This window comes from Nocardiopsis sp. NPDC049922 (genome assembly GCF_040660275.1).
In the GTDB taxonomy this organism is placed as follows: Bacteria; Actinomycetota; Actinomycetes; order Streptosporangiales; family Streptosporangiaceae; genus Nocardiopsis.
Genome location: NZ_JBFAME010000018.1, coordinates 15,907 through 29,322, shown reverse-complemented (window position 1 = coordinate 29,322; position 13,416 = coordinate 15,907). Strand labels below are relative to the sequence as shown.

Genomic DNA, 13,416 nt, shown 5'->3' with positions numbered 1-13,416 from the left:
AGGCGGACCGTGACTGCCGCCCGCCCCCGTCGCGGGGTCCGGCGGCGAGGCAACCAACCATGTCTGCACCGAATGATTCCTTCGACCCCGTCGAGGTGACCCCCCTGCACCCCGACGAGGTCGCCCGTATGCGTGAGGAGGCTCTGGCCGCCATCGAGGCAGCCCGAGACCTCGACGAACTCAAGCAGGTCCGGCTCGCGCACGCCTCGGACCGCTCCCCGTTGGCGCTGGCCAACCGGGAGATCGGCGCGCTGCCCCCGGCCGCCAAGGCCGACGCGGGCAAGCGCGTGGGCGGGGCCCGCCGCGACGTGGGTCAGGCCCTCAAGGCCCGCCAGGCCGTCCTGGAGGTCGAGCGCGACGAGCGCGTCCTCGTCGAGGAGCGGGTCGACGTCACCCTGCCCTGGGACCGCACCTCCCGCGGGGCGCGGCACCCGCTGACCACCGTCGCCGAGCGGATGGCCGACATCTTCGTCGGCATGGGGTTCGAGATCGCCGAGGGCCCCGAGGTCGAGGCGGAGTGGTTCAACTTCGACGCCCTCAACTTCCTGCCCGACCACCCGGCCCGCACCATGCAGGACACCTTCTTCGTGGAGGGCCCCGACGGCGGCGAGTCCGGGCTGGTCATGCGCACGCACACCTCTCCGGTACAGGTGCGCGCCCTGCTCGACCGCGAGCTGCCGGTCTACGTGGTCGCGCCCGGCAAGACCTTCCGCACCGACGAGCTCGACGCCACGCACAGCCCGGTCTTCCACCAGCTGGAGGGCCTGGTCGTGGACGAGGGCATCACCCTGGCGCACCTGCGCGGCGCCATCGACGCGTTCGTGCACGGCATGTTCGGCGAGGGGCTCAGGACCCGGTTCCGCGCCTCCTACTTCCCGTTCACCGAGCCGTCCGCCGAGGTGGACATGGAGTGCTTCGCGTGCCGGGGCGCGTCCGTGGGCGACCCGGACGCGCCGTGCCGCACCTGCTCCAGCGAGGGCTGGATCGAGATCGGCGGCTGCGGAGTGGTCAACCCGCGCGTGCTCACCGCCGCCGGGGTGGACCCCGAGGTGTACAGCGGCTGGGCCTTCGGCCTGGGAATCGAACGGACACTGATGTTCGCGCACGGCGTGCGCGACATGCACGACATGGTCGAGGGCGACGTCCGCTTCACCTCGGCGTTCGGGAGTGAGAACTGATGCGCGTCCCCATGACCTGGCTGCGGGAGTACGTCGACCTGCCGTCCGACGTCACCGCCCGCGACCTCGCCGCCCGGCTGACCCTGGCCGGACTGGAGGTGGAGACCGTCGACGAGCTCGGCTCCGACCTCAGCGGCCCGATCGTCTTCGGCCGTGTGCTGGAGATCGAGGAGCTCACCGGCTTCAAGAAGCCCATCCGGTTCTGCCGGGTGGACGTCGGACCGGCCAACGGCACCGGGGAGCCGCAGGAGATCGTCTGCGGCGCCCGCAACTTCGTCGAGGGCGACCTGGTCGTCGTGTCGCTGCCCGGCGCTGTGCTGCCCGGCGGCTTCAGCATCGGCGCCCGCACGACCTACGGCAGGATGTCCGCGGGCATGATCTGCTCCACCCCCGAGCTGGGGCTGTGGGAGGACCCCGACGGCATCATCGTCCTGCCCGAGGGCTTCGGCGAGCCCGGCGCGGACGCGATGGGCCCGCTCGGCCTGCGCGAGGACGTCCTCGACATCGCCGTCACCCCGGACCGCGGCTACGCCCTGTCCATGCGCGGTGTCGCCCGCGACGTCGCCGCCCTGTACGGGGTGGACTTCCGCGACCCCGCGGCGATCGAGGTGCCCGCGTCCACCGGTGAGGGACACCCCGCCGAGATCGACCCGGCGCTGTGCGGCCGCTACGTCCTGCGCGGCGCCACCGGGTTCGACCCGCAGGCCCCCACCCCGCTGTGGATGCGGCGCCGCCTGCACCAGAGCGGTGTGCGTCCCATCTCCCTGGCCGTCGACGTCACCAACTACGTGATGCTCGAACTCGGCCAGCCGCTGCACGCCTGGGACCGCAGCCGTCTCAGGGGCGGCCTCGCCGTGCGGGCCGCCGCGCAGGGCGAGAAGCTGGAGACCCTGGACCACGCCCAGCGGGCCCTGGACCCCGACGACATCGTCATCGCCGACCCGTCCGGGCCGATCAACATCGCGGGCGTCATGGGCGGCCTGACCACGGAGATCTCCCTGACCACGACCGAGGTCCTGGTGGAGGCCGCGCACTTCGAGGCGATGCGCATCGCCCGCACCTCGCGCCGCCACCAGCTGTCCTCGGAGTCCTCCCGCCGCTTCGAGCGCGGCGTCGACTCCGACGTGCAGCTGGCCGCCGCCACCCGCGCGGCCCAGCTGCTCGGCGAGCTCGGCGGGGCCACCGTCGAGGGCGCCTACACGCACGTCGACCGGTCCACGCCCCGCGAGGCGATCCGGATCGGCGCCGCCCACGCCTCCTCCGTCGCCGGGGTCGACTACCCCGAGGGCGCCACGGAGAAGTGGCTCGGCCTCATGGGCTGCGCGGTCGAGGCCGACGGCGACGAGCTGGCGGTCACCCCGCCGACCTGGCGGCCCGACCTGACGGACCCGAACGACCTGGCCGAGGAGGTCATCCGGTTCGAGGGCTACGAGAACATCCCCTCGATCACGCCGCGTGCCCCCGCCGGGCGCGGGCTGACCGCCAGCCAGCGGCTGCGCCGCGCGGTCGGGCGGGCCCTGGCCGCCACCGGGTTCGACGAGGTGCTCAGCTACCCGTTCGTCGGCGAGCGCGACCTCGACGGGCTCCAGCTGCCCGCCGAGGACGCGCGCCGCACGAGTCTGCGCCTGGCCAACCCGCTCAACGACGAGGAGCCGCTGCTGCGCACCACGCTGCTGCCGGGCCTGTTCAAGGCGCTGGCCCGCAACGTGGGCCGTGGTTTCGCCGACGTCTCCCTCTTCGAGATGGGCCTGGTCTACCGGCCCAAGCCCGGAGCGACCCGCGCCCCGCTGCTGCCGGTCGACCGCGGTCCCAGCGTGGAGGAGCTGGCCCGGATCGACGCGGCGCTGCCCGACCAGCCGCGCCGGGTCGCCGCGGTCCTGGCGGGCGACGCCGAGCGCGCGGGCTGGTGGGGACCGGGCCGCGCGGCCTGCTGGGCCGACGCCGTCCAGGTCGCCCGTGAGATCGCCCGGATCGCCGGGGTCCCGCTGGAGGTCGAGGCCGACCAGCACGCCCCCTGGCACCCCGGCCGGTGCGCCGCGCTGTTCACCCGGGTGGACGGCGAGCGCCTGCTCGTCGGGCACGCCGGTGAGCTGCACCCGCGCACGGTCAAGGCGTTCGGCCTGCCGGAGCGCACGGCCGCCGTCGAGGTCGACCTCGATCGGATCGAGCGCGCGCGCACGAAGACCGTGGCGCCCGAGGTGTCCACCTACCCGGTGGCCATCCAGGACGTCGCCCTGGTCGTGGACGAGTCGGTCCCGGTCGCGGCCGTGAACGACGCCCTGGCCGAGGGTGCGGGCGAGCTGTTGGAGAGCGTCCGGCTGTTCGACGTGTACACGGGCGAGCAGGTGGGGGAGGGGCGCAAGTCGGTCGCCTTCACCCTGCGCTTCCGGGCCCACGACCGCACGCTGACCGCGGAGGAGGCCACCGCCGCGCGTGACGCGGCCGTGGCCGGGGCGGTCGAGCGCACGGGGGCCGCGCCGCGCGCGTGACCCGATGGGCCCAAGCCAGGCGCGGGCCCGAGACGGCACGGCGGGGCCGGTCGTTCCATCTGGGAACGACCGGCCCCGCCGCCGTCTGTTACGGGGGTGCTTCGCGGGCGCCCCGGCCCCCCGGTGCACCGCGAAAACCTCGCTGCGCGGACACCGGTTCCGATCGGATTTTCGCCCTGTTTTTCCTGCGTGGAGGGGGTTTTGGCGACGATCACCAAGGGTAGCGCGCATGAAGTTTGGGTTTCGGGGCATGAAGGCACGTTTTGGCTCTTGCTAGCGGCCGGGTGGAGAACTTAGCCTGCAAGCACCTGACACACTCTGGGGCCCGGGTGTGGGTCGGTTCAACCTGAGTTTTCCGCTGCGCTCATGCGCATGACTCGGCTCGGAGGTCGCCATATGACCGAAACGGTTGTCTCGTCCGCGCTCATCCCGAAGGAACACCGGGAGCCCAGCCGCCTCTGGCACACCTTCTGCGACATGAACACGGTGGCCGCGGGCCCCGAGTTCGTCGTGGAGCGCGCGGAGGGCGTGTGGCTCTGGGACACGGCCGGGGACCGGTACCTGGACGGCACGTCCAGCCTCTGGTATTGCAACGTCGGGCACGGTCGCACCGAGATCGCGGACGCGGTCCACCGCCAGATCAGTGCCCTCGACGCCTACACCGTCTACGGCGACTTCAGCAACCGGCCCGCACGGGAGCTGAGCGAGCGCCTGGCCGCGCACGCGCCGGTCGACGACGCCAAGGTGATCCTGACCTGCGGGGGCGGCGAGTCGATCGAGACCGCCACCAAGCTCGCCCGCCGCTACTGGGACGTCCTGGGCCAGCCCCAGCGCACCCACCTGATCAGCCGCACCGGCGGGTACCACGGGTTGCACGGCTTCGGCACCAGCGTCATCGGCATGGAGCGCTTCCGCACGGGCTACGGCCCGCTCGTCGAGGACACCTCGGTGGTACCGCACGACTCCGCCGCCGCGCTGGAGGCCGAGATCCTGCGCGTGGGTCCGGACCGGGTGGCGGCCTTCTTCGCCGAGCCGGTCATCGGGGCCGGGGGCGTGTTCCCGCCGACCGAGGGCTACTTCGCCGAGGTGGCGCGGATCTGTCGCAGGTACGGCGTGCTCTTCGTCGTGGACAGCGTCATCTGCGGTTTCGCCCGCATGGGGAACTGGTTCGGCATCGAGCGCTTCGGCGTGAGCCCGGACATGATCGTCTTCGCCAAGGGCGTCTCCAGCGGCTACCTGCCCCTGGGCGGTGTGGTGACCAGCGGGCGGATCGCCGACCCCTTCTGGAACGAACCGGGCAACACGTTCCTGCACGGCACCACCTACGCCGGGCATCCCGCGTGCTGCGCCGCGGCCATGGCCAACCTGGACATCCTGGAGCGCGAGGACCTGTTCACCGTGGCGCTGGAGGTCGAGCGCCACCTCGACAGCGCGCTGCGCACCCTGTCCGACCACCCGCTGGTGGCGGAGGTCCGCTCGGGGGTCGGCGTCATGGGCGCCGTCGAGCTCACGGAGGAGGCGCTCACCGACCGGGGGATCACCACGGCGGAGGTGTTCGCCGAGGCGCGCGCCCGCGGCGTCATCCTGAGGCCGGTGCCGAGGGCGCTGCTCGTCTCGCCGCCGCTGGTCATCGCGTGGGAGCAGATCGACCACCTGGTCTCCACGCTCGCGGCCGCGCTGGACGCGGTGGCGGCGCGGCACTGAACGGCCGTGTCCCCGCCGTCGTCCGGGGCACGGCGGGGACACGGCCGAAGACGTTCCTCTCCCTCCGGCGGTCGCCGCCCCCGCGCGCCCCCTCCGTCCCGCGGGTGCGTCGTGTCCGATCGTGCTGGCTCACCTCTCCTCCATCGAGTAATATTTTCTGGGAAGATACTTCTTGTGGGTGAGATGGACGTGACACGTCCATGAGGGGGACGGGGACATGACCGCGGGGACGACGGCCACCAGGGCGGGCGCGGGTGCCGAACCGCCCAGCGACGACGACCTCATCACCGCCTGGGGGCTGGTGCACGAGGCGGTGAACGCCCTGCAGCCCAAGCTGCTCGGGGGGGTGACGCCGGACGGCCGGGACATGGCCGGTCCCTGGTTCGAGGTGCTCATACGGCTCCAGCGCACCCCCGGACACCGCCTCCCGATGAGCCGCCTGGCCCGCGAGGTCAGTCTGAGCACGGGCGGCTTCACCAAACTCGCCGACCGACTGGAGCGCGAGGGCTACCTGGAGCGGGCGTCCTGCGACTCCGACCGCCGGGTCGTGTACGCGACGCTCACCGACGCCGGTCTGGCCTTCATCGGCGAGGTGCGCGTCAAGCACGTCGAACGGCTGCGCGAGCACGTCCTGGGCCCCCTCGGCGCGGACGGAGTTCGACAACTGGCCGCCCTGGCTCGTACTCTCCGTGACAGCGCCTGCCACTGAGGGCCCGCACGGGCCGGACGCTGCGTAGTCGTTTCCCTCCGACACTCCCACGGCGATCCGCCCGAACGTGTCGAAAACATCCCACGCGCCGCCGTTCCCGTGTAGGTTGGCGGGAGTTCTCGGGTCCCAGGCGGGGTGGACCGCGAGCGATGAGGTTCCGGGGGGAATGATGAGACTCTTCACGACTGCGGCGCAGATGAGGCCGATTCCCCGGTCCTCGCGCTTCTGCAACGGCGCGGTCTCCTTCTGGTTCCGCGAGTCCGGGCTGCCCGAGCGCCGTACCGCCCTGCCCGGCGACGCGGACTACGACGTCTGCGTGGTCGGCGCCGGTTACACGGGTCTGTGGACCGCCTACTACCTCAAGAAGGCCCAGCCGGACCTGCGGGTGGCCGTCGTCGAGCGCGAGTTCGCCGGATTCGGCGCCTCGGGCCGCAACGGAGGGTGGCTGTCCGCCGAGTTCGCCGGCTCCCGCGAACGCTACGCGCAGTCACACGGCAAGGCCGCCATGATCGCCCTGCAACGCGCGATGATGGCCACCGTCGACGAGGTCGTCTCCGTGACCGAGGCCGAGGAGATCGAGGCCGACATCGTCAAGGGCGGCATGCGCCTGGTCGCCACCAACGCCGCCCAACGCGAACGCCTGGCCGAGGAGATCGACTATCTCCAGGAGTGGGGCTACTGGCCCGACGACATCCACCTCGTGGAGGCCGACCACGAACCGCGCCTGGCGGTCCACGGCGCCGTCGCCGCCGCCTACTCCCCGCACGCCGCCCGGGTCCAGCCCGCCAAGCTCGTCACCGGCCTGGCCCGCGTGGTGGAGACGCTCGGCGTCCACATCTACGAGGACACCGCCGTGCGGGAGATCCGTCCCCGCAGCGGCGCCGCCCGCCCCGCCGCCGTCACCGACCACGGCACCGTCTACGCGGACCACGTCGTCCGCGCCACCGAGGGCTTCACCTCCACCCTGCGCGGCCAGCGCCGCGAGTGGCTGCCGATGAACTCCTCGATGATCGCCACCGAGCCGATCGCCCCCGCCCTGTGGGAGAAGATCGGCTGGAGCGGACGCGAGGTCCTGGGCGACACCGCGCACTCCTACGTCTACGCCCAGCGCACCGCCGACGACCGCATCGCGATCGGCGGCCGGGGCGTGCCCTACCGCTTCGGCTCCGCGCAGGACCGGGACGGCGCCACCCAGCCCCAGGCGATCGCCGAACTCTGGCGCGCGCTCGTCCGCATGTTCCCCGACGTGGCCGACGTGCCGGTCGAGCACGCCTGGTCCGGGGTGCTGGGGGTGCCCCGCGACTGGTGTCCGACCGTGCACCTGGACGCCGAGACCGGCCTGGGCTGGGCGGGCGGCTACGTCGGCAGCGGCGTGGCGACCAGCAACCTCGCCGGGCGGACCCTGCGCGACCTGATCCTGGGCCGGGAGACCGACCTGACCCGCCTGCCGTGGGTCGGCCACCAGGTCCGCGGCTGGGAGCCCGAACCCCTGCGCTGGGTCGGCACGCAGGTCATCTACGGCCTCTACCGCACCGCCGACCGCCGTGAGTCCCGCACCCCCGAGGAGCGCGCCCACACCTCCCGCTTCGCCGGACTGGCCACGCGCATCGCGGGCCGCTGAACCCCACGCCCCGGCTGGATCGGCCGGGGGCTCTCCCGTGTACGTTTGCATAAACTTGCAGAGGCGTGCATGATAGTTCAGTCAGGTTCGAATGGGGGAGCACCATGGGATACACCGCCGCGATCGCCGGAGCCAGCGGATACGCGGGAGGCGAACTGCTGCGCCTGCTGCTCGGCCACCCGGAGATCGAGATCGGCGCCCTCACCGCCGGCGGCAACGCCGGGTCCCCCCTCATCGAGCACCAGCCGCACCTGCGCCCGCTCGCCGACCGCGTCCTGGCCCCCACGACCGTGGAGGAACTGCGCGGCCACGACGTCGTCTACCTCGCCCTGCCGCACGGCCAGTCCGCCGACATCGCCCAGCAGCTGGGCGACGACGTCCTGGTCGTCGACTGCGGCGCCGACTTCCGGCTGAACGACGCCACCGCCTGGGAACGGTTCTACGGCACCCCGCACGCGGGCACCTGGCCCTACGGTCTCCCGGAACTGCCCGGACAGCGTGAACGGCTCGCCGGCGCCCGACGCGTCGCCGTGCCCGGATGCCACGTCACCGTCGCCACCCTCGCCCTCTTCCCCGGCCTGGCCGAACAGCTGGTCGAGCCCGACCTGACCGTCGTCGCCGTCACCGGCGCCTCCGGCGCGGGCAAGGCGCCCAAGCCCCACCTCGTCGGCAGCGAGATCATGGGCGCCCTCAGCCCCTACGGCGTCGGCGGCGCCCACCGGCACAACCCCGAGATCGTCCAGAACCTGACCTCCGTCACCGGCGAACCGGTCCGGCTGTCCTTCACCCCGGTCCTCGCCCCGCTGCCGCGCGGCATCCTCGCCACCTGCACCGCGCCGCTGCGCCCCGGCGTCACCGTCGACCAGGTCCGCGCCGCCTACGAGACCGCCTACGCCGACGAGCCCTTCACCGCCCTCCTGCCCGAGGGCACCTGGCCCAGCACCGCCATGACGCTCGGCGCCAACACCACGCTCGTCCAGGTCACCGTGGACCCCGACGCGAACCGGATGGTCGCCGTCGCCGCCCTCGACAACCTCACCAAGGGCACCGCGGGCGGCGCCGTCCAGAGCACGAACCTCGCCCTCGGGCTGCCCGAGACGACCGGACTGCCGCTCACCGCGGTCGCCCCGTAGAACAGGAAGGCACACCGTGAGTGTCACCGCACCCCGGGGCTTCCGCGCCGCGGGAGTCGCCGCGGGCCTGGCGGCCGACGGCGCCCGGGACGTCGCCGTCGTCGTCAACGACGGACCCTCCCGCGCGGCCGGCGCCGTGTTCACCGAGGCCGCCGACCGTGCGGCGCCGGTCCTGTGGTCCGCGCAGGTCGTCGCGGGCCGACGCGTGCGCGCCGCCGTCCTCAACTCCGACGGCGCCAACGCGGGCACCGGCCCCCTCGGCTTCCAGGACGTCCACGCCGTCGCCGAACACGCCGCCGACGCCCTGTCCGACTCCGCCGCCGAGATCGTGCTCTGCTCCAGCGGTCCCCCCGCGGTCCGGCCGTCCCTCGACGCCCTGCGCGACGGCGTCACCGCCGCGCTCGACGAGGCGGGCCGGAGCGGGGGCCTGGCCGCCGCCGACGCCATCCGCACCACCGACACCGTCGCCAAGATCGTCTTCAGACGAGGGGACGGCTACACGGTCGGGGCGATGGCCAAGGGCCCCGACGCCTCCGTGGCCTCGGTCCAGTGCGTCATCACCACCGACGCCGACCTGACCGCCGAGCACTGCCAGGAGCTGCTGGTCGCCGCCATGGCGAAGACCTTCGCTCCGCTGACCGCCACCAACGACACCGCCCTGCTCATGGCGAGCGGCGCCAGCGGTGTCCAACCCGCCCCGGACGCCTTCTCCGCCCTGCTCACCGAGGTGTGCGCCGACCTGGCCGCCCAGGTCGGCGCCGACACCCCCGGCGACGCCGCGCCGACGACCGCCGTCCCCGCCACCGACCACGGAACCTCCGCATGATCTCCCGACCACCCCAGCACGGCACGAGCCCCGCACCCGACCGAGACCCCGGGGACGACCGGGCACGGGCCATCGACAAGGCCGCCAACCTCATCGAGGCGCTGCCCTGGCTCTCCCGCTTCCACGGCCGCACCGTCGTGGTCAAGTACGGCGGCAACGCCATGGTCAGCGAGGAGCTGCGGGTCCGCTTCGCCGAGTCCGTCGTCTTCCTCTACTACGCCGGTCTGCGCCCCGTCGTCGTCCACGGCGGCGGCCCCCAGATCAGCGCGCAGCTCGAACGCGCGGGGGTGGAGTCCACCTTCACCGCCGGGCTGCGCGTGACCACCGACGAGGCCATGGACATCGTCCGGATGGTCCTCACCGGCCAGGTCAACCGGGAGATCGTCGGACTGGTCAACCAGCACGGCCCGTTCGCCGTCGGGCTGTCCGGGGAGGACGCCAACCTCCTCACCGCCGAGCGCAAGACCGTCACCGTCGACGGCGAGACCGTCGACATCGGACGCGTCGGCGAGGTGACCGGCGTCGACCCCGGAGCCGTGGCCGCCCTCATCGCCGACGGCAGGATCCCCGTCGTCTCCAGCGTGGCCCGCGCCGACGACGGCGGCGTCTACAACGTCAACGCCGACACCGCGGCGTCCGCGCTGGCCGTCGCCCTGGGCGCCAGCAAGCTCATCATGCTCACCGACGTCGAGGGCCTGTTCGCGGACTACCCCGACAACACCGAGCTGATCAGCCGCCTGAACGTCGACGAGCTGCGCTCCCTGCTCCCCACCCTGTCGTCGGGCATGCTGCCCAAGATGGAGGCCTGCCTGCACGCCGTCGAGGGCGGCGTGCCCCAGGCGCACATCATCGACGGCCGCGTCCCGCACTCGCTCCTGCTGGAGGTCTTCACCGACCAGGGCGTGGGCACGATGGTCGCCGACGAGGAGCTCGAAGCCGCCCTGTTCGCCGGGAACGGCCACCACCCGCGCCCCTGGCGCCCCACCGACACCACAACCCACAGCACAGGAGGCGTGAAGTGACCAACGGTGCCACCCTGCGCGAGCGGTTCTCCGCCGCGCTCATGCCGACCTACGGGGTCCCGCCCATCGCGCTCACGCTCGGGCGCGGATGCGAGGTCTACGACGCCGACGGCCGCCAGTACCTCGACCTCATCGCCGGGATCGCCGTCTCCAGCCTCGGCCACGGGCACCCCGCCCTCGTCAAGGCCGTCGCCCACCAGGCCGCCACGCTCGCCCACACGAGCAACCTGTTCGTCCACGAACGCGAGGTCGAGCTCGCCGAACGGCTCGTCGGGCTCCTGGGCGGCGACGCCAAGGTCTTCTTCGCCAACTCCGGCACCGAGGCCAACGAGGCCGCGCTCAAGCTCGTCAAGCGCGCCGCCGGACCCGGCCGCCACTACTTCGTCGCCGCCACGCGCGGCTTCCACGGCCGCACCTCCGGATCCCTCGCCCTGACCGGCAAGGAGGCCATCCGCGAACCCTTCGGCCCCTACGGCATGGACGTGCGGTTCGTCCCCCACGGCGACCTCGACGCCCTCACCGCCGCCGTCGACCAGGGCTGCGTCGCCGTCTTCACCGAACCGACCCAGGGCGAGGCCGGGGTCGTCCCCGCACCCGAGGGCTACCTGGCGGGGGTGCGCGCCGTCTGCGACGACACCGGCGCGGCCTTCGTCCTCGACGAGATCCAGAGCGGCATCGGCCGCACCGGGCACTGGTTCGCCCACCAGGACGCGGGTACGCGCCCCGACGTCCTCACCCTCGCCAAGGGGCTGGGCGGCGGGCTGCCCATCGGCGCCTGCGTCGGCTTCGGCCGCTACGCCGACGCCTTCCAGAAGGGCGACCACGGTTCCACGTTCGGCGGCAACCCCGTCGCGTGCGCCGCCGCCCTCGCCGTCCTCGACACCATCGAGAGCGAGGGCCTGCTCGCCCACACCGCCGTCATGGGCGACCTGCTCGCCGAACAGCTCGAAGCCATCGACCACCCGCTCCTGGGAGGCCAGCGCGGCAGCGGTCTGTGGCGGGCGCTCACCCTGACCGCCCCCGTCGCCGCCCACGTCCAGGAGCAGGCCGCCGTGCGCGGCTTCCTCGTCAACGCCGTGGGCCCCGAGACCATCCGCCTCGCCCCGCCCCTGGTCATCACCCCCGAACAGATCGGCGTGTTCATCGAGGCGCTGCCGACCGTCCTCGACGCCGCCGAGGCCGCAGCCAGCAAGGAGACGACGACGTCATGACCCGGCACTTCCTGCGCGACGACGACCTCTCCCCGGCCGAACAGGCCCGGGTGCTCGACCTCGCCGACGCGATGAAGAAGAACCGCTTCGACCACCGTCCGCTCGCGGGGCCGCGGACCGTCGCCCTCCTGTTCGACAAGCCCTCCACCCGGACCCGGCTCTCCTTCAGCGTCGGCGTCTGCGACCTCGGCGGCGCCCCGCTGGTGGTGGACACCGCCACCACCCAGATGGGTCGCGGCGAGCCCCTGGAGGACACCGCCCGCGTCCTCGAGCGCCAGGTCGCCGCCGTCGTCTGGCGGACCTTCGCCCAGGCCGACCTGGAGACGCTCGCGCGGTCGAGCTCGGTGCCCGTCGTCAACGCCCTCACCGACGAGTTCCACCCCTGCCAGATCCTGGCCGACCTCCAGACCGTGCGCGAGCACAAGGGCACCCTGGCCGGGCTCACCCTCGCCTACCTCGGCGACGGCGCCAACAACATGGCCCACTCCTACCTCCTGGGCGGAGCCACGGCCGGACTGCACGTACGCGTCGGAGCGCCCGAGGGCTTCCATCCCGACGCCGACGTCCTGGCCCGCGCCGCCGAGATCGCCGCGACCACCGGCGGATCGGTCACCGTCACCACCGACCCCCGCGAGGCGGCCGACGGAGCCGACGTCCTGGCCACCGACACCTGGGTGTCCATGGGCCAGGAGGACGAGGCGGCCGACCGCGAGGCGCCCTTCCGCCCCTACATCGTCGACTCCGCCCTCCTCGCCGCCGCCCACCCCGAGGCGGTCGCCCTGCACTGCCTGCCCGCCTACCGGGGCAAGGAGATCGCGGCCGAGGTCGTCGACGGCCCCCAGAGCGTGGTGTGGGACGAGGCGGAGAACCGCCGCCACGCCCAGAAGGCCCTCCTCGCCTTCCTCCTCGACTCCGACGCGGACGCCGGAGGCGAGCGCCGATGACCAACGAGGGCGGCACCGCGCCGATGACCAAGGCGGCCCGGCACGCCCGGATCACCGACGTCCTCACCCGCGAGGACGTCCGCTCCCAGGGCGATCTGGCCAAACGCCTGGCCGCGGCCGGGGTCCAGGTCACCCAGGCCACGCTCTCCCGGGATCTGGACGAGCTCGGCGCGGTCAAGCTCCGCACCGCCGACGGGCACCTGGCCTACGTCCTGCCGGGGGAGGGCGGCGAGCGCCTGCAACGCACCCGCCCCGACACGCTCGACCTGTCGGAGGCCTCCGGCGCCCGCCTGACCCGTCTCGCCGAGGACCTGCTGGTGTCGGCCGAGGCCTCCGCCAACATGGTCATCGTCCGCACCCCGCCCGGAGCGGCCCAGTTCCTGGCCTCGGCCATCGACCACACCGACTTCCACGCCATCCTGGGCACCATCGCCGGGGACGACACGATCCTGGTGATCTCCCGCGATCCCCAGGGCGGCGAGGACCTGGCCGACGCGCTGCTGCGCCTGGCCGACCGAAGATGACGGGCGCGGCGCCGCCGCACCCCCGCACGTCCACGACCACGTTCCACCGAAGGAG

The 13,416-nt window shown here is 73.2% G+C and carries 11 protein-coding genes; all 11 read left to right on the top strand.

Features of this window, described 5'->3' with window-relative positions; all coding sequences use genetic code 11:
* The first annotated feature begins 59 nt into the window (after nucleotides 1-59).
* The 11 genes from pheS (at nucleotide 60) to AB0I72_RS24910 (ending at nucleotide 13,361) form a co-directional block, all read left to right on the top strand.
* A complete protein-coding gene (gene pheS, locus AB0I72_RS24960; RefSeq protein ID WP_358572798.1) occupies nucleotides 60-1,178 on the top strand; it encodes a phenylalanine--tRNA ligase subunit alpha in 1,119 nt (372 codons plus the stop codon).
* Nucleotides 1,178-3,667: a phenylalanine--tRNA ligase subunit beta gene (pheT, locus tag AB0I72_RS24955; protein WP_358572796.1), complete on the top strand. Its 2,490-nt coding sequence runs from the start codon at nucleotides 1,178-1,180 to the stop codon at nucleotides 3,665-3,667. The genes pheS and pheT overlap by 1 nt, the downstream gene beginning before the upstream one ends.
* A gap of 477 nt (nucleotides 3,668-4,144) precedes the next feature.
* Nucleotides 4,145-5,371 (top strand): aspartate aminotransferase family protein, encoded by a 1,227-nt coding sequence (locus tag AB0I72_RS24950; RefSeq protein WP_358572878.1) that lies wholly within the window; start codon nucleotides 4,145-4,147, stop codon nucleotides 5,369-5,371.
* Nucleotides 5,372-5,588: 217 nt separating this feature from the next.
* Complete coding sequence (locus AB0I72_RS24945) at nucleotides 5,589-6,080, top strand: MarR family transcriptional regulator (protein WP_358572794.1); 492 nt, start codon at nucleotides 5,589-5,591, stop codon at nucleotides 6,078-6,080.
* A 196-nt stretch (nucleotides 6,081-6,276) separates the two neighbouring features.
* A complete protein-coding gene (locus AB0I72_RS24940; RefSeq protein WP_358572792.1) occupies nucleotides 6,277-7,701 on the top strand; it encodes an FAD-binding oxidoreductase in 1,425 nt (474 codons plus the stop codon).
* A 104-nt stretch (nucleotides 7,702-7,805) separates the two neighbouring features.
* The gene (gene argC / locus AB0I72_RS24935) at nucleotides 7,806-8,834 is read left to right on the top strand and encodes an N-acetyl-gamma-glutamyl-phosphate reductase (protein WP_358572790.1); all 1,029 of its coding nucleotides are present in this window, start codon (nucleotides 7,806-7,808) and stop codon (nucleotides 8,832-8,834) included.
* Between the two features lie 16 nt (nucleotides 8,835-8,850).
* Nucleotides 8,851-9,660, top strand: coding sequence for a bifunctional ornithine acetyltransferase/N-acetylglutamate synthase (locus AB0I72_RS24930; RefSeq protein ID WP_358572788.1), 810 nt, complete (start codon nucleotides 8,851-8,853; stop codon nucleotides 9,658-9,660).
* Nucleotides 9,657-10,682 carry an acetylglutamate kinase gene (argB, locus tag AB0I72_RS24925; RefSeq protein WP_358572786.1) on the top strand — a complete coding sequence of 342 codons (1,026 nt, stop codon included), beginning with the start codon at nucleotides 9,657-9,659 and terminating at the stop codon, nucleotides 10,680-10,682. The genes AB0I72_RS24930 and argB overlap by 4 nt, the downstream gene beginning before the upstream one ends.
* Complete coding sequence (locus AB0I72_RS24920) at nucleotides 10,679-11,893, top strand: acetylornithine transaminase (RefSeq protein ID WP_358572784.1); 1,215 nt, start codon at nucleotides 10,679-10,681, stop codon at nucleotides 11,891-11,893. Before argB ends, AB0I72_RS24920 begins: the two co-directional genes overlap by 4 nt.
* Complete coding sequence (gene argF / locus AB0I72_RS24915; RefSeq protein ID WP_358572782.1) at nucleotides 11,890-12,837, top strand: ornithine carbamoyltransferase; 948 nt, start codon at nucleotides 11,890-11,892, stop codon at nucleotides 12,835-12,837. The genes AB0I72_RS24920 and argF overlap by 4 nt, the downstream gene beginning before the upstream one ends.
* On the top strand, nucleotides 12,834-13,361 hold the full coding sequence (locus tag AB0I72_RS24910; RefSeq protein ID WP_358572780.1) for an arginine repressor: 528 nt from the start codon (nucleotides 12,834-12,836) through the stop codon (nucleotides 13,359-13,361). Before argF ends, AB0I72_RS24910 begins: the two co-directional genes overlap by 4 nt.
* The last annotated feature ends 55 nt before the right edge of the window (nucleotides 13,362-13,416 follow it).